The organism is Aquaspirillum serpens DSM 68, from assembly GCF_000420525.1.
Lineage (GTDB): Bacteria > Pseudomonadota > Gammaproteobacteria > Burkholderiales > Aquaspirillaceae > Aquaspirillum > Aquaspirillum serpens.
The window spans coordinates 18426-37202 of record NZ_ATVC01000021.1 but is presented as its reverse complement, the minus strand read 5'-3'; the positions used below and the strand labels follow the sequence as shown (position 1 = coordinate 37202).

17 protein-coding genes are annotated in these 18777 nt (G+C 50.5%); 4 read left to right on the top strand and 13 right to left on the bottom strand.

What is annotated here, in order from left to right; translation table 11 throughout:
- Both G465_RS0105915 and G465_RS0105910 read left to right on the top strand, forming a co-directional pair.
- Positions 1 to 293: integrase core domain-containing protein (locus G465_RS0105915; protein WP_022653557.1), on the top strand; the 293-nt coding region annotated here is incomplete at its 5' end.
- Between the two features lie 43 nt (positions 294 to 336).
- Positions 337 to 681, top strand: coding sequence for an RpnC/YadD family protein (locus G465_RS0105910; RefSeq protein ID WP_022653556.1), 345 nt, complete (start codon positions 337 to 339; stop codon positions 679 to 681).
- An 81-nt stretch (positions 682 to 762) separates the two neighbouring features.
- On the opposite strand, the gene G465_RS0105905 is transcribed toward G465_RS0105910, so the two are convergent.
- From G465_RS0105905 to G465_RS0105865, 9 genes are all read right to left on the bottom strand, one after another.
- Positions 763 to 2382, bottom strand: coding sequence for an electron transfer flavoprotein-ubiquinone oxidoreductase (locus tag G465_RS0105905; RefSeq protein ID WP_027405222.1), 1620 nt, complete (start codon positions 2380 to 2382; stop codon positions 763 to 765).
- Between the two features lie 102 nt (positions 2383 to 2484).
- The gene (locus G465_RS0105900; protein ID WP_022653554.1) at positions 2485 to 3687 is read right to left on the bottom strand and encodes a CaiB/BaiF CoA transferase family protein; all 1203 of its coding nucleotides are present in this window, start codon (positions 3685 to 3687) and stop codon (positions 2485 to 2487) included.
- A gap of 126 nt (positions 3688 to 3813) precedes the next feature.
- Positions 3814 to 5274 carry an NADP-dependent succinate-semialdehyde dehydrogenase gene (gene gabD, locus G465_RS0105895; RefSeq protein WP_245556759.1) on the bottom strand — a complete coding sequence of 487 codons (1461 nt, stop codon included), beginning with the start codon at positions 5272 to 5274 and terminating at the stop codon, positions 3814 to 3816.
- A gap of 23 nt (positions 5275 to 5297) precedes the next feature.
- Positions 5298 to 6563, bottom strand: a complete 1266-nt coding sequence (gene gabT, locus G465_RS0105890; RefSeq protein WP_022653552.1) for a 4-aminobutyrate--2-oxoglutarate transaminase — start codon at positions 6561 to 6563, stop codon at positions 5298 to 5300.
- A gap of 58 nt (positions 6564 to 6621) precedes the next feature.
- Positions 6622 to 7449: an ABC transporter permease gene (locus tag G465_RS0105885; RefSeq protein ID WP_022653551.1), complete on the bottom strand. Its 828-nt coding sequence runs from the start codon at positions 7447 to 7449 to the stop codon at positions 6622 to 6624.
- Between the two features lie 6 nt (positions 7450 to 7455).
- Positions 7456 to 8721: an ABC transporter permease gene (locus G465_RS0105880; RefSeq protein ID WP_022653550.1), complete on the bottom strand. Its 1266-nt coding sequence runs from the start codon at positions 8719 to 8721 to the stop codon at positions 7456 to 7458.
- Between the two features lie 55 nt (positions 8722 to 8776).
- Entirely contained in the window at positions 8777 to 9811 is a 1035-nt protein-coding gene (locus G465_RS0105875) for an ABC transporter substrate-binding protein (RefSeq protein ID WP_022653549.1), read from the bottom strand.
- 36 nt (positions 9812 to 9847) lie between these two features.
- Entirely contained in the window at positions 9848 to 10960 is a 1113-nt protein-coding gene (locus G465_RS0105870; protein ID WP_022653548.1) for an ABC transporter ATP-binding protein, read from the bottom strand.
- Positions 10961 to 11191: 231 nt separating this feature from the next.
- Entirely contained in the window at positions 11192 to 12373 is a 1182-nt protein-coding gene (locus G465_RS0105865) for an acyl-CoA dehydrogenase (protein WP_022653547.1), read from the bottom strand.
- Positions 12374 to 12580: 207 nt separating this feature from the next.
- Between G465_RS0105865 and G465_RS0105860 the strand changes: the two genes are divergently transcribed.
- Both G465_RS0105860 and G465_RS15745 read left to right on the top strand, forming a co-directional pair.
- On the top strand, positions 12581 to 13381 hold the full coding sequence (locus G465_RS0105860) for an IclR family transcriptional regulator (RefSeq protein WP_022653546.1): 801 nt from the start codon (positions 12581 to 12583) through the stop codon (positions 13379 to 13381).
- Positions 13382 to 13589: 208 nt separating this feature from the next.
- Positions 13590 to 14213 (top strand): hypothetical protein, encoded by a 624-nt coding sequence (locus G465_RS15745; RefSeq protein ID WP_155846501.1) that lies wholly within the window; start codon positions 13590 to 13592, stop codon positions 14211 to 14213.
- Here the strand turns inward: G465_RS15745 and G465_RS13700 are convergent.
- The 4 genes from G465_RS13700 to ispD all read right to left on the bottom strand — a co-directional run bounded on the left by G465_RS13700 (position 14119) and on the right by ispD (position 18775).
- Positions 14119 to 14880, bottom strand: coding sequence for a chemotaxis protein CheB (locus G465_RS13700; protein ID WP_245556758.1), 762 nt, complete (start codon positions 14878 to 14880; stop codon positions 14119 to 14121). The genes G465_RS15745 and G465_RS13700 overlap by 95 nt on opposite strands.
- Positions 14881 to 14937: 57 nt before the next feature.
- On the bottom strand, positions 14938 to 16533 hold the full coding sequence (locus G465_RS0105845) for a methyl-accepting chemotaxis protein (RefSeq protein WP_022653543.1): 1596 nt from the start codon (positions 16531 to 16533) through the stop codon (positions 14938 to 14940).
- Between the two features lie 190 nt (positions 16534 to 16723).
- Positions 16724 to 18055: a glutamine synthetase family protein gene (locus G465_RS0105840; RefSeq protein ID WP_022653542.1), complete on the bottom strand. Its 1332-nt coding sequence runs from the start codon at positions 18053 to 18055 to the stop codon at positions 16724 to 16726.
- A 21-nt stretch (positions 18056 to 18076) separates the two neighbouring features.
- Positions 18077 to 18775: a 2-C-methyl-D-erythritol 4-phosphate cytidylyltransferase gene (ispD, locus tag G465_RS0105835; RefSeq protein ID WP_022653541.1), complete on the bottom strand. Its 699-nt coding sequence runs from the start codon at positions 18773 to 18775 to the stop codon at positions 18077 to 18079.
- Positions 18776 to 18777: the final 2 nt, after the last annotated feature.

The window sequence follows — 18777 nt, the reverse complement described above, 5'->3', positions numbered from 1 at the left end:
GCACAGCCCATCAGGCTTTGCTGCAACAGCACGGGTTACGACTGAGCATGAGCCGCAAGGGTAATTGTTGGGACAACGCCGTCATGGAGCGATTCTTCCTCAATCTGAAGATGGAACGCGTCTGGCAACGCGACTACGCCAACCACAACGAGGCTATCCGCGATATCGCTGATTATATCGTGACGTTCTACAACAACCTGCGATTGCATTCAACTCTGGGTTATTTGCCCCCAGCTGTCTACGAACAGAATATGGCAAAGAAACAACCTATCTCTCTGTCCGAAAAAATTTGACCGTTACATCGATCTGTTTGAACATTGGCAGGAGCAACACATCATGGCACAGCTGACTCATACACCGGTGGTCACCGCTTTACGGTCTTTAGAAACGCTCAGTCAAACCAAAGAGGAACAACTGCGCGCCATCGCACGGCAACGTGCCGTGTGGGATTACAACACCGACATTATTACGGCACGGGAAGAAGGCATAGAAGAAGGCATTCAAAAAGGTCGTGAAGAGGGCATGAAAATATTTCTCCGCAGCATGATCGAAACAAAGTTTGGCCAGCCATTACCCGATTGGGTGTTGTCGCGGTTACGGACAGCGACGCCAGAACAATTACAGCAATGGGGCATTTCGTTAGCGCAGGTACAGCGGTTAGAAGATATTTTTGACACCTAACCAACACCATAGAACAACCAAGCGCAAATACAACAACGCCCTGCATAATAACAGGGCGTTGTTTATTAAGGTGCTAGCGGCTTACATATTCGGGTAGTTCGGGCCACCACCGCCTTCTGGCGTTGTCCAGTTGATATTCTGGGTTGGGTCTTTAATGTCACAGGTTTTACAGTGAACACAGTTCTGTGAGTTGATTTGCATACGGGGGTTGCCCGTTTCACGTCCCACAATTTCATACACCCCAGCAGGGCAATAACGCTGCTCTGGTGCGTCATACAGTGCCAAATTGATCTGAATTGGAACACTGCTATCTTTCAAACGCAAATGCACCGGCTCATCATCACGGTGATTGGTGTTTGAAATAAACACGCTCGACAGCTTATCAAAGCTGATTTTCCCATCCGGTTTCGGATAGTGAATTTTTGGCATGTCTTTGGCTTTTTTCAGACACTCATGGTCGGCGTGCAAGTGATGCAATGTCCACGGTGCTTGGCCGTTGAAAATATAAGTGTCGATGGCGGAATACATGATGCCGCCCCACAGCCCCCAACGGAAGGAAGGACGCACATTGCGCACTTTCCACAGCTCATCAAACAACCAGCTCGCCTTGAAGGCTTCGGTGTAAGACGTTGCTTCGTTCTCCAACGACTCGCGGCTCAGCATATCGAACACTGCCTCGGCCGCCAACATCCCCGATTTCATCGCCGTGTGCGTACCTTTAATTTTCGGCACATTGAGGAAACCAGCGGTATCACCAACCAACAAACCGCCTGGGAACGTCAGTTTAGGTAACGATTGCACACCACCTTCGGACAAAGCCCGTGCACCATAGGAAATACGGCGAGCGCCTTCGAATACATCACGAATGGCTGGGTGTGTCTTAAAGCGTTGGAATTCGTCAAACGGCGACAGATGTGGATTTTGATAGTCCAAACCAATCACAAAACCAACAACGACTTGATTATCCTCTAAGTGATAGAGGAAAGAGCCGCCATAGGTGTTGTTGTCCATCGGCCAGCCGGTGGTATGGGTAATTTTACCGGGGTGATGTTTCTCGGGTTGGACTTCCCACAGTTCTTTGATGCCAATGCCGTAAGTTTGTGGATCCGCACCATCACGCAGTTTAAAGCGATCAAACAGTGTTTTGGTCAAAGAACCACGACAGCCTTCGGCAAAGATGGTTTGCTTGGCCCACAGCTCCATCCCCACTTGGTGAGCATCAGTTGGGTGACCTTCGCGGTCTAAGCCCATGTCGCCTGTCGCCACGCCCTTCACCGCGCCAGTGTCGTCATACAACACTTCAGCCGCAGCGAAACCCGGATAGATTTCAACGCCGAGTTCTTCCGCCTGTTGCCCTAACCAGCGGCAGAAATTGCCCAAGCTGATAATGTAGTTGCCATGATTGTGCATCTGTGGCGGAGTGGGCAATTCAAAGGCTTTTTTCTCTGTTAAAAACAGAAAATGGTCATCCTGTGCTGGGGTATTGAGGGGCGCGCCCTTTTCTTTCCAGTCAGGAATCAGTTCGTTAAGCGTGGTGGGTTCTAACACAGCACCAGACAGAATATGCGCACCGATTTCCGAGCCTTTTTCTAACAGGCACACACTCAGTTCACGATCGGCTGCCGCTGCCAATTGTTTCAAGCGAATTGCTGTGGCTAAGCCAGAAGGGCCGCCGCCAACAACCACCACATCGTATTCCATATATTCGCGTTGCACGCTAACTCCTTTTACACAAGAGCGATGTTAATGCGTTCGAGATGGACAGAATGGTGCATGTTAATCGCAAACTAGTCAAACGAGCGTTTAAATCGCACCACATTGCTGCAGTTTTCTTTGCGCTGCACCATCCCAACCCAAGGCAGTTAACACTTCTTCAGTATGTTGTCCTAATTCTGGCGGTGGGTTTTGATACTCGATTGGCGTACCCGATAGCTGCACAGGGCAGGCCACCTGTGGTACCACAGTACCATCTGCTGCCACCAAATCACGCCGCATTTGCCGCGCAATACAATGTGGATCGGCAAACGCCTCATCGACTGTATTGATCGGCCCTGCGGGCACACCCGCGCCGTCTAACGCGGTCAGCCAATCTTGACGTGTCCGTTGCCGGAAACGCTCAGCCAACATCGGCGTTAACGCTTCACGATGTTGCACCCGTGCGGCATTGGTAGCAAAACGCGGATCTTGCGCCCATTCCGGCGCACCAACCAACTCTGCAACACGGGCAAATTGTGCATCATTGCCACACGCCAAAATAAAATGCCCATCCGATGTCGGGAACACCTGATAGGGTACGATATTAGCATGAGCATTGCCCAAACGCGGTGGGGTTTGTCCACCAATCAAATAATTCATATTGACGTTAGCCAGTGTAGCGAGGGCGCAATCGAATAGTGCAACGTCGATATGTTGTCCTTCGCCGGTGCTCTGACGGGCGTGCAGGGCGGCTAAAATGGCATTGCTGGCATATAAACCGGTGAATAAATCGGTGACAGCCACCCCGACTTTATGCGGTTCACCATCGGCTGGCCCAGTAATGCTCATCAAACCGGTCATACCTTGCACAATATAATCGTACCCTGCCCGATCAGCATACGGGCCAGTTTGACCAAAACCAGTAATTGAGCAATAGACCAATTTAGGATTAATCGCTTTTACTGACTCATAATCCAAGCCATATTTTTTTAAACCACCGACTTTATAATTCTCAATTAACACATCGCTATTTTCGATGAGTTTTTTAATAATCTGTTGCCCTTCTGCTTGAGTAATATCGACGGTAATCGATTTCTTACCACGATTGGCACACAGATAATAAGCGGCAGGGCCTTGTGAACCATCGGCGCGAGTTAAGAAAGGTGGCCCCCAACCACGGGTATCATCACCAGCTTTAGGACGCTCGACTTTTACCACGTCTGCCCCTAAATCTGCCAACAATTGGCTGGCCCAAGGCCCAGCTAAAACTCTCGATAAATCAAGGACTCGCACACCCGATAATGCAGACATTTTTCACTACTCCCAGCAATTGCTGCGTAATAAATAGGCAAAAAAAGACCCGCCCCGCCGTCAGGGGAACTGACGGGGCGGGTGAGGAACAACCCACTCAACTCAGAAGGAGAAGCAATTTAGGGTTTAAGCATTCACCCCAGCTAAAGCCACGTATTTGATTTCCAAATAATCTTCGATACCATATTTGGAACCTTCGCGGCCTAAACCAGATGCCTTAATGCCGCCAAATGGCGCCACTTCGGTGGAAATAATGCCAGTATTCACACCGACAATCCCGTATTCCAACCCTTCAGAAATACGGAAAGTCCGACCTAAATCACGGGTGTAGAAATACGCTGCTAACCCATATTCAGTGTCGTTTGCCATTGCCAGCGCTTCTTGTTCTGTCGAGAAACGGAACAATGGCGCTAAGGGACCAAAGGTTTCTTCCTTTGCCACCTTCATGGCTGGCGTCACATGCTTGATGATCGTCGGCTCAAAGAACCGGCCACCCAAAGCATGACGCTTACCACCAGCAATCACCTCGCCGCCTTTTTCTTTGGCATCGGCGATGTGTTCTTCCACCTTTTGCAAGGCTTTTTCATCAATCATCGGGCCTTGGGTAATGCCCTCTTCCAAACCATTACCGATTTTCAAACCGGCAACAGCTGCTGCCAATTTTTCAGCAAATTGGTCATACACACCGTCTTGCACCAACAAACGGTTAGCACAAACACAAGTTTGGCCGGCGTTACGATATTTAGAAGCTAACGCCCCCACCACCGCCGCATCGAGATCAGCATCATCAAACACGATAAACGGTGCATTACCACCCAGCTCTAACGACACTTTCTTGATCGTGTCAGCGCATTCACGCATCAACACTCGACCCACTTCGGTCGAACCAGTAAAGGTCAGTTTGCGTACGGTCGGGTTGCTGGTCAGTTCGCTACCGATGGTGCCAGCGGAACCGGTCACCACACTAAACACCCCAGCCGGTACGCCAGCTTCTTCTGCCAACACGGCCAAAGCCAAAGCAGACAGAGGGGTTTGCGAGGCAGGCTTGAGCACCATCGTGCAACCAGCAGCTAAAGCAGGGCCGGCCTTACGGGTAATCATCGCCGAAGGGAAGTTCCACGGTGTGATGGCGGCACAGACACCAATCGGCTGTTTCATCACTAAAAAGCGACGGTCGGCCAATGGACTCGGGATCATATCGCCGTAGATACGTTTGCCTTCTTCGGCAAACCATTCCAAGAAGCTTGCGGCGTAAACAATTTCACCACGCGATTCCACCAGCGGTTTACCTTGTTCCGCCGTCATCAAGCGCGCCAAATCTTCTTGGTTCGCCAACATCAGCTCATACCAGCGGCGCAAAATCGTCGCACGCTCTTTCGCTGTTTTTGCCCGCCAAGCCGGTAACGCCGCATCAGCTGCATCAATCGCAGCGCGGGTTTCTTCGGCGGTCAAAGAAGGCACATGGGCGATAATTTCACCAGTGGCAGGGTTATCAACAGCAATGGTGTTGCCCGATGCCGCGTCACACCATTGGCCATTGATATAGGCCTGTTGGCGTAACAACTCGGGGCGCTGTAGTTGCAGCAACATAGTCAGCTCCTAGCGGGCAATTAGGCCGATTTCATGGCCGATTCAAGAATGGTCAAACCTTCTTCCAGCACGCTGTCTTCAATTGTCAGCGGCATTAAGAAGCGAATCACATTGCCATAGGTACCGCAGGTCAGTAATACCAAACCGCCTTCCAAGGCTTTGGCTTGCACGCGCTTGGTGAAGTCGGCATCCGGTTTACCATCTTGCATAAACTCCACCGCCACCATCGCACCCAAACCACGCACATCGGCAATCTGTGGCACCGCACCGCGCAGCGATTCCAAACGCGAGGTCAGTTTTTCACCAATCGCTAAGGCACGTTCACACAGTTTTTCTTCTTCAATCACATCAATCACTGCCAGCGCTGCTGCCAGAGACAATGGGTTACCGGCATAAGTGCCACCCAAACCGCCAGGGGCAGGGGCATCCATCAATTCGGCACGACCAACCACCGCCGCCAGAGGGAAACCACCGGCCAACGATTTTGCCATCGTCATCAAGTCTGGCGATACACCGCTGTATTCGGTTGCGAACATCTTACCGGTACGAGCAAAACCGGCTTGAATCTCATCGGCAATCAACAAAATGCCATATTGGTCACAGATCCGGCGCAATTCACGGAACAGCTCTGGCGGTGCGACATTAAAGCCACCTTCGCCTTGAACCGGCTCCAAAATAATCGCGGCTACGCGCTCAGGATCGACCGACGATTTGAAAATTTCTTCCAAACAGCGAATCGAGGTTTGTACGCTGACGCCTTGCACTTTATTTGGGTAAGGAACGTGATAGACATCGGCAGGGAATGGGCCAAAGCCTTTTTTGTACGGATTGACTTTACCGGTTAGGGTCATGGTCAACAGGGTACGGCCATGGAAGGCGCCGGAGAATGCAACAACGGCAGGGCGGCCAGTAGCAGCGCGTGCCACTTTAATCGCGTTTTCCACCGCTTCGGCACCGGTGGTCACAAAGAAGGTTTTTTTCTCACCGCTAATCGGGGCCAAAGCATTCAGTTTTTCTGCTAGGGCAACATAGCTTTCGTAAGGAAACACTTGATAGCAAGTGTGTGAGAATTTCTCTAATTGCCCAGCCACTGCCGCTTGCACCTTAGGATGCAGATGGCCGGTGTTCAACACGGCAATCCCAGCCGCAAAATCAATCCAACGGCGGCCTTCTACATCCCAGACTTCTGCATTTTTCGCACGCTCAGCATAAATCTGAGTGGTAATCCCCACACCACGCGGGGTTGCAGCAAGACGGCGCGCATTTAATTCAGCATTACTAGGCATAACAGTCTCCACAGAAGGATGCGGATTGATTCCGCAGATCAAGATCAATTCAAAACATTTATTGGCTGATACCACGCAAGCGTTCGGAACGCCGGCGCAACATTTCAACCGTCACTAACATCGCAATCGAGAACAACACCAACAGGGTTGCCGCAGCCAAAATAGTCGGCGACAGTTGCTCACGAATCCCTGACCACATTTGCCGTGGTAACGTCCGTTGCTCCGAACCAGCCAAGAACAACGCTACCACCACCTCATCAAACGAGGTCACAAAGGCAAAGATGCCGCCGGACACCATCCCAGGTAAAATCATCGGTAATGTGACACGGCGGAACGTGGTCACTGGATTGGCGCCCAAGCTAGCAGCAGCACGCAACAGCCGTGCATCAAAGCCGGTTAAGGTCGCGGTCACGGTAATCACCACAAACGGGGTCGCCAAAGCAGTATGTGCCAGCACCATGCCTAACCGCGTGTTGACCAATCCCCAATCGGCGTAGAACAAGAACATCCCCACCGCAGCAATAATCAGCGGCACAATCATCGGCGAGATAATCAGCGCCATCACTGGCCCACGCCAAGGAAACTCAGGACGTGCCAAACCCAAGGCCGCCAGCGTACCTAAGAACATCGACAACAGCGTGGTAGCAATCCCAAAGAACAAGCTGTTGTATAAGGCGCGTTGCCATTCCGCCGAGCCGAAGAAGTCAAGATACCACCGCAGCGATAACCCCGGCATTGGATAGGTAAAGAAGGCTTCGGCATTAAACGACAACGGTACAATCACCAAGATCGGTGCGATCAAAAATAACAACACCAAACCGGATAACACTCGTACTCCGTAGTACACCGTTTTCTCGGGCATCCCCGCATAATCTGGTAGCGCCATGATCTCTTACCCCAGTTTCATGTTGTTGACACCGACAAGGCGGCTATAGATGGCATACAGCACCAACGTTGCGGCAAACAGAACAGCGGCCAAGGCGGCGGCCATACTCCAGTTCAATGTTTCATTGGTATGCAATGCCACAAAGTAACTCAGCATCTGGTCACGCGGACCACCTACCAAAGCTGGGGTGATGTAGTAACCCACCGCCATAATGAACACCAACAAGCATCCGGCACCGACCCCTGGCAAAGTTTGTGGTACATACACCTTCCAGAACACCGTCCAAGGATTGGCCCCTAGGCTGGCTGCAGCGCGGGCATACACCGGTGGAATGCTCTTCATCACGCTATAGAGTGGCAAAATCATAAATGGCAGTAAGACATGGGTCATCGCCACCACCACCCCAAAGCGGTTAAAAATCAGCTGCACAGGCGCATCAAACAAGCCCAGCAACTGCATCACTTGGTTTACAACACCATTATTTTGTAACAACACAATCCATGCGGTCGTACGGACTAGCAGCGAGGTCCAAAACGGCAGCAACACACAGATCATCAACAAATTAGCCGTTTTAGCGGGTAAATTGGCCAGTAACCACGCCAAGGGATAGGACAAAGCCAAACACGCCGCCGTTACCAGCGCACTGATCCAAAATGTGCGGTAGAGAATATCGAGATGAATTGCCTCATCGTCCGACACACTCACAATTTCACCACTGGCAGAACGGGTCAGATCAAGGGCACGCAGTAGAAAGAAATCGGTATAGCTGCTGCTGGCATTGCGAATCACTCGCCAAGTTTCGACCTCGCCCCAACGTGGATCAGCATCGATAAACTGTTGCCGCAGGTTTTCACTGTCAAAACTGGCCACTTTACGGCCTGCTTTCATCAGCAAGCTCAACATCCCTGGCGAATCGTAGTTCAAGCGCTTGGCTGGCACGGCCAAACGCTGCTCCGCATAAGCGGTGTCTAAATCTTGTGCCAAAGCCACAAAAACGGCCTCCTCCGGCACACTTTTACCATCCCACGCCTGAATGATCTGTGATGTTTTTGGCAAGCCCTCGGCCACTTCAGGGCTATGCACCGCACGCCATAACAATTTGCCAATCGGCGCCGCAAAGGTAAACAAAATAAACAGCAACAAAGGCGCCACCAACAACGCGGCTTGTAGCTTGCGTCGCCGTTCTGAACGCGCTAGACGCTTTTTAAGGCTAAGCCCAGTGCCCTCCGATAACGGCGCACTGGTGGCAGAAGACAAAGTGGATGCAGTCATAACATACTCTCCGGCGTAGTGCGGCGGCCAAGCGCCGCCGCCACGCTAAGACGGATTACTGGGCGAGCCAGGAGACAAAGCGAGTGTTGATTTCTTCAAAGTGGTCAGCCCAGAATTCAGCACTGGCCGGTAAGGCTTTCTTCATGTTTTCTGGGTTGGTTGGCAAGTCTTGCAACACTTCTTTACTGATGTGTTTCACAGCATCTTTGTTGGTTGGGCCGTAAGCAATGTATTTCGATTGATTTGCCATGACTTCAGGCTGTGAAGCAAAGGCCAAGAATTTCATTGCAGCGTCTTTTTTCGGTGCACCTTTTGGAATACTCCAACCATCGAAGTCATACACCTGACCATCCCACACAATCTTGAATGGTTTTTTCTCGTTTTTCGCGGCATCGAAAATACGACCATTGAAAGCAGTGGTCATCACCACATCACCAGAGTCCAACAATTGTGGTGCTTGCGCGCCAGCTTCCCAGAATTTCAGATTACCTTTCAGGCTATCCAATTTTTTGAAAGCACGGTCTTGGCCGGCTTTAGTGGCCAACACCTTATACACATCCTTCGGTGCCACACCGTCAGCCATCAGTGCAATTTCCATGTTCACTTTTGGATTTTTACGAATCGCACGCGCACCGGGGAATTTCTTCAAGTCAAAGAAATCGTTAATAGTGGAAGGTTTCGCACCGGCAAATTTCTTATCGTTGTAGGCATACACATTCGACCACACGATAGAACCGATAAAGCAAGGGGTGATAGAACCGGGCAAGAATTTGGATTTATCAACCAGTTTGTCGATGCGTTCCAAAATCCCCTCATCACAACCGCGCATCCCGTCAGCCGATTCCATGGTGACTGCGTCCCAGCTCACAGCCTTTTTCTCAACCATGCCTTTGATTTTTGCCATTTCGTTGTTCCACACATCTTCAACGATTTTGTCGCCAGTTTTAGCCATGTAAGGCTCAAAGTAGGCTTTACGGATGCTGTTAGAATAAGCACCGCCGCCAGTGGTCACGGTGAACTGTTCAGCCATTGCCATACCGCTAGCAGCCAACAGCGACAGGGCAATCACAGAATAAGACAACTTTTTCATGATGAAACTCCTCTTGAGGTTGCGGGGTCGTACGAGTTATTGCAAAAGGTCAAGCGCACGGCAGTCTTCTAATTTCCAGCCGACGTAAATCGTTTGACCTGCTTCAGGGGTAAAACCAAGATCATTGTTTTGGGTTTTGATGATGAAATCATCGTGACCACACAAGGCAACGCGGACACGCAAATGGTCGCCGAGGTAAATGATTTCTTCGATGGTGGCACTAAAACAATTGGCATAGTTGGCTAAGGTTTCGGCTTTGTCGGCTACATCCACACGCTCTGGACGTAACGATAGACTCACTTCACCCCCCACTTGTGTTTTCACAACGGGGAAGGCATGAATCACCGAACCATCGGTTAATCGCACATCGCAGCTTTGTGCTGAGAGGGCTTCCACCTTACCGTGTAAACGGTTGTTTTCACCGATAAATTGTGCCACGAACGAGTTTTCTGGCCGCTCGTAAAGATCCGCCGGTGCTGCCAGCTGTTGAATCACACCATCGTTGAACACCGCAATGCGGTCACTCATGGTCAAGGCTTCGGATTGATCGTGTGTCACATAAATCATGGTGATGCCGAGCTTTTCGTGCAGATGTTTAATTTCAATCTGCATGTGTTCGCGCAGTTGTTTATCCAATGCGCCCAAAGGCTCATCCATCAACACAATTTCTGGTTCAAAAATCAATGCCCGCGCCAAGGCGATACGCTGTTGTTGCCCACCCGACAATTGGGCAGGGCGACGGTCGGCATAGGCGGTCAGGCGCACCATATCCAGTGCTTTTTTCACTTTTTCATCGACATTGCTGCCAGATTGACCGCGTACGGTAAGCGGAAAAGCCAAGTTTTCGGCCACGGTCATGTGAGGGAATAAAGCATAGTTTTGGAACACCATGCCCATGCCGCGTTTATGCGGTGGTACACGGTTAATACGCTGGCCACCCACCAAAATATCGCCTTCGGTTGCGGTTTCAAAGCCAGCCAACATCATCAAAGAAGTGGTTTTACCCGAGCCGGACGGCCCCAATAAGGTGAGGAATTCACCACGGCGCACATCAAGATTCAGGTTTTTTACAATCAGGGTTTCTCCATCATATGTTTTTTGAACATTGATGAAACGTACATGCGGTGCATGGGTGTCTGGATGCGTCATTTTCTGCTTGGCCTCCCCTAACGCCGATCAGCGCGACGGGTTGTCGTTGGTTTTTGTGAATCATGGCCCGTCTTGCATTGCAGGAACCGTGCCAGTTATTTTTTGGCGATTTCATCTGAAAATCGGCTAATTTCAGGTGAAAAAATACTGCTTACGGCAAATAAGCCGTAATTTTCCTCTAATAACTTGCTTGGCGCACCGAATTGGTTTTCAGTGCACCGTCGCGGTGCATTAAGCGAAAGCTTGAATACCGGTTTGTGCACGTCCCAAAATCAGCGCATGAACATCATGTGTGCCTTCGTAGGTATTGACAGCCTCTAAATTCATCACATGACGAATCACATGGAACTCATCGGCAATACCATTACCACCGTGCATATCGCGGGAGATGCGTGCAATATCCAGCGCTTTACCGCAGTTATTGCGCTTGATCAGCGAAATCATTTCTGGAGCAGCACGACCTTCATCCATCAAACGACCCACGCGCAGCGCAGCTTGTAAACCCAAGCTGATTTCAGTTTGCATATTGGCCAACTTCAGCTGAACCAACTGTGTCGCGGCCAAAGGACGGTTGAACTGTTTACGGTCGAGGGTGTATTGACGTGCGGCGTGCCAGCAGAATTCAGCCGCGCCCATCGCGCCCCAAGCAATGCCGTAACGAGCTTTGTTCAAACAACCAAAAGGCCCTTTCAGCCCTTTTACGTGCGGCAATAAGTTTTCATCTGGCACAAAAACATCGTCCATCACGATTTCACCGGTGATGGACGCACGTAAGGAAAATTTGCCGTGAATTTTGGGCATCGACAGCCCTTTCATGTCTTTCTCTAACACAAAGCCACGAATGTCATCGGCATCATCTTTAGCCCACACTACACAGATATCGGCGATAGGGCTGTTGGTGATCCACATTTTGCTGCCTTTGAGGATGTAACCACCGTCCACTTTTTTGGCGCGGGTTTTCATGCTGGCAGGGTCAGAACCAGCATCCGGCTCGGTCAAACCGAAACAACCCACCCATTCACCGGTGGCTAATTTCGGCAGGTATTTCTCTTTTTGTTCATCTGTGCCATAGGCATAGATAGGGTGCATAACCAAGGAAGATTGCACGCTCATTGCCGAACGATAGCCTGAGTCCACCCGTTCCACTTCGCGGGCAACCAAACCATAGGCGACATGCGACAAACCAGCGCAGCCATAGCCTTCGATGGTGCAACCCAACAGCCCCAATTCGCCCATTTCGCTCATGATTTCACGGTCGAAACGCTCTTCGCGGTTGGCTGTTAAGACACGGCTTAACAGCTTCTCTTGGCAATAAGCGTAGGTGCTATCGCGCACCATACGTTCTTCTTCAGTCAGTTGGTCTTCTAACAACAGGGCGTCTTCCCATTGAAAGGACGGGCGAGCATTCGACATGAACTATCTCCAATAAACAGGGCAAAGCGGGCAACCGCGTTAGTTCCACATAGCGGAACATTGTTTTACAATGCAGAACAAAACATAGCCTTTCCCTGCTAAGCTGTAAAGAGTTTCTGTGACAAAATTGATGACGCAGTGCAACAAAAAATCAATAATTTCAATAAAGGTAATATTTTTGATGCCGTTGAAAAATAAGGAGAAATCATGAATAAGCAGATCGAAGAAGGGATCCCTGATGAAGCTGAAAAAGACCGTTTATTTGTGACGGCTTTGGCGCGGGGCTTGGATATTTTGGCGGCGTTTCGTGCGGATGATGCCAACTTATCCAATCAACAATTGGCCCAGCGTACCCAGTTACCAAAATCAACGGTGTCCCGTTTGTGCTACACCCTAATCAAGCTGGGTTATCTGCGCCAAGACACCGAAAGCGGTTTATACCGTTTGGGCTATGGCGTGTTGGAATTGGCGTCTTCCTTACTATCGAGTTTTGATGTGCGTGCCCATGCCGCACCACTGATGCGTGAGTTCGCCCATACCCATCAGGTCTCGGTTAGTTTGGCGGCAGCAGATGGTATCGATATGGTGTATCTGGAAACCTGTCGCAGCAGTTCGCGCATTTCGGTGCAACTGACCGTTGGCTCACGGGTACCTATCGCCACCACCGCGATTGGGCGGGCGTATTATGTGAGTTTGGACAGCGAAGCACGGCAGGCGATGGAGCGCAAAATGGCTGGGCGTTATGGCACACAATGGTCAGACATTGCCACCCGTCTGCAACAAGCCCAACAAAGCTTTGTCGAGCATGGCTACTGTGCTTCGTTTGGTGAGTTTGAATCGGACATCTGTGCCATTGGCGTACCGTTACAACTGCCGAGTAGCCAAATGTTTAGCCTGAATGCCAGCGTACCGATGTTCACTTTTCAGGAAAAAAACATGCGTGAGGTGATTGCACCTGCTTTAGTCAATTTAGCGGCGCAAATTCGTACCGGCAGTCGCCACGCTTGACAGGTAGCAGCAAACGGTGGTTTGATGGGGGCATGAATACTGTCAATCGTTTCCACACCGCTTACGCTTATTATTGGTGGCCCCTCCAACAGGCGGCCATGCTGCGTCACGGTTAACGAATTGATACCCTAGACACTCAGCCCATGCCGCCGCGACTGGCGGCATGTGTGTTTCTGGTCGTGGTGGCTCACCCTAAAAAGGATTTGCCATGTTTGCCACTTCGTCCAGTCAGCCTCTCTCTCTGACGCACCAACAAGGTGCACTGTTAATCATTCTGAATGACGCCAGTTGTTTAGATCGCCATCCCAACAGCGCCAATACCTTACGCCAACAGATTATTTCCATCGTCCAACGACTGTTAGAACAACAGACAGTTGTCCCTGTTCAAGTCGTGCTCGAATCGGCCATCCCCGAATTAAAAACCGCTCGTCAGTTGTGCGCGGCGGCCATCGGCCAACCCATGCGCGCTTTCGAGCCAGCTTTTGCTCATATCATCGATGGTTTGCTTTGTGATGCCACAACCGCCGATCTGCCGCGAGCCAATCACTCGGATCACACGCAAAAAGTGTTGTTAAATCTTGATCCAGAACAGGCTTTAAGCATGATTGAGATTAGCCCCGACAATGGGCAAAAAAATAGCACGCCCGATGAGCGTGCTTGTTTTGAACAGTTACAACACCATGCGCAACAATTGCGCCAACACCTACAACCGCGTTTTAGCCGCTTAATGCAGGGGCTTACGACTCCTTGCGCCATCCCTCGCGACAAATCCGCAACGACTCTTGCGCTACCTGATTTAGGTCAATTGTTTTGCGCGCCGCACCACGTTTAACCGCCTCTTTTGGCATACCATACACAACACAGGTTTTTTCACTTTGAGCCAAGGTAAACGCACCCGTATGGCGCATTTCCAACAAGCCATTTGCCCCATCATCACCCATGCCGGTCATAATAATGCCCAAAGCATTTTGGCCGGCAGCACGTGCCACCGAACGGAACAGCACATCCACCGAGGGTTTATGCAAGCTTACCGGTGGGCCATCGACCACATCCACGGTATATTGACCTTGAATTCGTTTCAACACCAAGTGTTTGCCACCGGGCGCAATCAATGCCCTACCGCGTTGGACACGATCACCCTGTTTGGCTTCCAATACTTCAATTTTGCACAATTGGTTCAGACGTTGGGCAAATGCGCCGGTAAAGCGTTCCGGCATATGCTGCACAATCACAATCCCCGGACAGTCCGCCGGCAAGGTGGTCAAAATTGTTTCTAATGCTTGGGTACCGCCGGTAGAGGTACCAATCGCAATCACTTTTTCAGTTTGAGGAATCAATGCCGAAGCCGAAGGCGGTGGCAAAATGACATCTGCAGAGTGGCGTTCGCGCATCAGGCTGTGCAAGGCGGCGGTAAAACCGACTTGGGTCGACGTCTTTCCGGATAAGGAAAGATGCGGCATGACAGGCGCGGAAGGCCGGGAGTCGATAGGCTGTTTCATGGGGTTCTCCCTGTAAGGCATTCCCAACTGGCCACCACAGAGTGACCAGTATCGCAGTTAACGCAAGTTGCGTTCCAAGTGTTGCACCAAACGGTGTAAATCATGCGCGGCATTCTCTAACGAGGCCACCGCATCCCCCACACGACGCAGACTCTGAGTGCCTTCCTCTATCGTCGCATTCAAATTACTCATATTGTCGGCTACCTCATGTGATACGGCAGCTTGTTGTAACACTCGCTCGCCAATTTCATGAATCCGACTGACTGCACGTTGATTAGCTGCATCAATTTGATCCAGACTATCACTGCTGCTTTGCACTTTTTGTGCATCCGATTTCACACACACGCTGGCTTCGTCCATCGCGGACAGTGCCAATCTTGTTTCATGTTCAATACTGTTCACAATATGCGTAATATCGTTAGTACTCAAGGCGGTTCTTGCCGCTAAATCACGCACTTCGTCCGCTACCACCGCAAAGCCTCGCCCTGCCTCACCTGCCCGCGCCGCTTCGATGCTGGCATTCAGCGCCAATAAATTGGTTTGGTCAGCAATTGCTTTGATGTTGTCACTGACTTGGGCAATTTTGCTAATCGACCCAGCCAAGCTGGTAATACGCTCGCGCATGGTATCGACTACTTGCTGAATCTGGCCGGCACTGTCTAAACATTCGTTCATGCAATGCTTACCTTGCGTCACCGCCACATTGGTTTCATCAGCCAACTGCCGCGCCTGTTGGGTATTGCGCGAAATATCATCTACGGCGGTACTGAGTTCTTCAATCGCTGCCGAGACCTGCCCCACCCGTTGGCTTTGCCATTGCGAGCCTTTGGTCAAACGCTGCATTTCAGCATGAATGCCATCGGCTTCACTTTCCACCCGTTGCGCACACAACACCACATCAGAAAATGTCGCCCTTAAATTGATACGCAACGATTCAATATCGAGGGCCAAACCAGATAAGCGGTTATATAACGCAGGGTCAACCCGTTCTGTCAGTTGTCCCTCGGTAATCCGCTGTAGGGCTTGCCGTGTAGCGCGAATGGGCTGAAATAAGCGGTGGTGAATCATCCAACTGCCAATTACCACGGAGGTTAAACCCAATGCACTGACCGGCCATTGCCAGCTATCTGGCAAAAACGGCGAGGCAATAAAACACAACCCAGCCGATACCGCCTGTGCCAATAAAAATACCCGCGTCCGACCGTGAGTAATCAGCGGTGTGGCAGGCAGCGTGCTTTGCTTTTCACGGACAGCACGATAGAGCGCCTCGCACGCTTGCACATCTTCACGTTTCGGTGGTGTCCGCACCGACATATAACCGGTAATCGTGCCGTTTTCGGTGATCGGTGTGACATAGGCTTCTACCCAATAAAAATCGCCGTTTTTACAGCGATTTTTCACCACACCGCGCCAAGGTTGTCCGGTTTTAATCACTCTCCATAAATCAGCAAACGCTTCGGCGGGCATGTCAGGGTGACGCACAATATTGTGGCTGGCCCCAAGCAACTCATCACGATGAAAGCCACTGATATCAGTAAACGAACTGTTGACGTAGGTATAGGTAATCCGCCCCTTTAAATCGGTCTTGCTTACAATCGGTTTTCCCGCTTGTAAGAAATGCTCTGTTTGACTGACTGGCAGATTGATCTTCATAAATCCCTCAGAACGCCGCTGATTCGTTGCTGTAAATTGAGCAATTGCCCCCGCAATAGGCGCGGGGGCTGATTATAAAGCGATATGTCAATCTGTGTAGGGATTATTTTAAGCAAGGTTTAACTAAGAATAAGAAATCAAATCAAAAAGACAATTAAATATTATAATAGAGTATTAAAAATACAAAAAATCAAATTAAATAACGGCGTTCCCACGGGGTGATCTCACTCAGGAAGGCATCGAGTTCGACCTGTTTGGCGGCGATAAAGGCTGACGTAAAAGCTGAACCAAATAGACGTTCTGCGGTTTTTTGTTCTGCCATGCGGATCAAAGCCATGTCTAACGAGCGTGCCAAACGACCATCGTTTTGTGCATCGCGGTAAATGTCCCCCTCGGCAGCAGGCGTTGGCATCAGTTGATTCAACATGCCATACAGACCAGCAGCAAGGCTGGCAGCCAAAGCCAGATAGGGATTAGCGTCACTTCCCGGTAAGCGATTTTCGACACGTCTGGCAGCGGGATGGGATAGCGGAATGCGTAACCCAGCCGAACGGTTATCATACGACCAAGCAAAATTCACCGGCGCAGTCATATAACGCACAAAACGACGATACGAGTTAACCGAAGGGCATAGCATTGGCATTAAATCGGGCAGGCATTGCTGCAAGCCAGCAATAAAATGAAAAAACAACGCGCTAGGCTGACCATCTGGCAAACTAAATACATTATGCCCCGTTGTATCAATTACGCTCTGATGGAGGTGCATCGAACTACCCGCCGCCCCCGCTAAAGGCTTGGCCATAAACACCACATTAAGATTATGTTTCAAGCCAATTTCACGCAGAGCATATTTAAATAAAAACGTTTGATCGGCTAAATCTAAAGCATCGCCGTGCAATAAATTGATTTCAAATTGCCCCGGGCCTAACTCATGAACAAAAGTATCAGATCGAATACCTAATAACGGTAAAGCCTGATATAGCTCATCGAAGAACCCATCAAACGCATTCAGAGCATGAAAAGTAAAAGCCGATGCGCCTTGTTCTTGGCGACCCTCACGGGTTAGCGGCAGGCTAAAGGGCTGGTTGGGGTCGGGATTCAGCGCAAATAAATAAAACTCTAGTTCAGGCGCCACAATCGGCTGTAAGCCATGCGCTGCATATTGGCGCAGCACATTTTTTAGCACTTGGCGCGAGGCAATAGGCGTTTCTTTGCCATCTAAATCAACACAATCATGAATCGCCAACATGCGAGGGGTGCGTGCCCACGGCACTGGGCGCAACGTGGCATAGTCTGGTTTTAACTGCATGTCGGGGTCGGATTCGCCGGTATATTTCACATCAGGAAAATCACCGGTTGCCGTATAAATGGCGATAGCGCGCGCCATCCGCAGCTCTTGCCCAGCCAAAAAAGCCTCGGCTGGCAATGCTTTACCCCGTGGCAAACCATTTAAATCTGGAATGACACATTCAATTTCTCTTGGCTGTAGGGCCCGAATGGCCTCAACCACCACAGCAGGCATCGATTTCACGACATCAACTCTCTAGGTTGTGCGGATGAGCTTTAACACCGCTTCAGCTAAAGCCATATCCTCAGCATAGGTTAATTTGAAATTGTAGGGCGACCCCAACACCAATTTGACGGGGTGACCTAAAGCTTCAACTGCAGAAGCTTCATCGGTAAAGTGTGCAGGATCCTGCGCCAGTGCGGCACGAAGAATCGCTGTGCGGAACATTTGTGGTGTCTGTGCTTGCCACATCTTCTCGCGAGCCACCGTTGCTAACACACGTTGTTGTGCATCAGCCCGTTTTAGCGTGTCGGCCACCGGCAACGCCAAGATGCCACCACTGAGGTCATCGGCCAAGTCATCAATTAAACGGCGCAAACTGGCCGGAGGCAGGCAACAACGGGCGGCATCATGCACTAACACCCAATCCTGTTCTTGACATGCCAATTGACGCAAACCATTTGCCACTGTCTCAGCACGTGATTCACCACCGACATACGCAATTCGCAAACGCGTTGACTGAAGACCTGCAGCAGCCAAAGCGGCTGGTTGGCAAAACGTATCATCGGGCGCCAAGACCAATAACACTTGCTCAATTGCGGGCTCTGCTAACAAGGTGCGTAGGGTGTGAAACAACACTGGCTCGCCCTGCAACAACTGATATTGCTTGGGAATCTCACCACCAAAACGCAACCCTTTACCAGCCGCCGGCACAATCGCCCAAATCCGTGCCATGA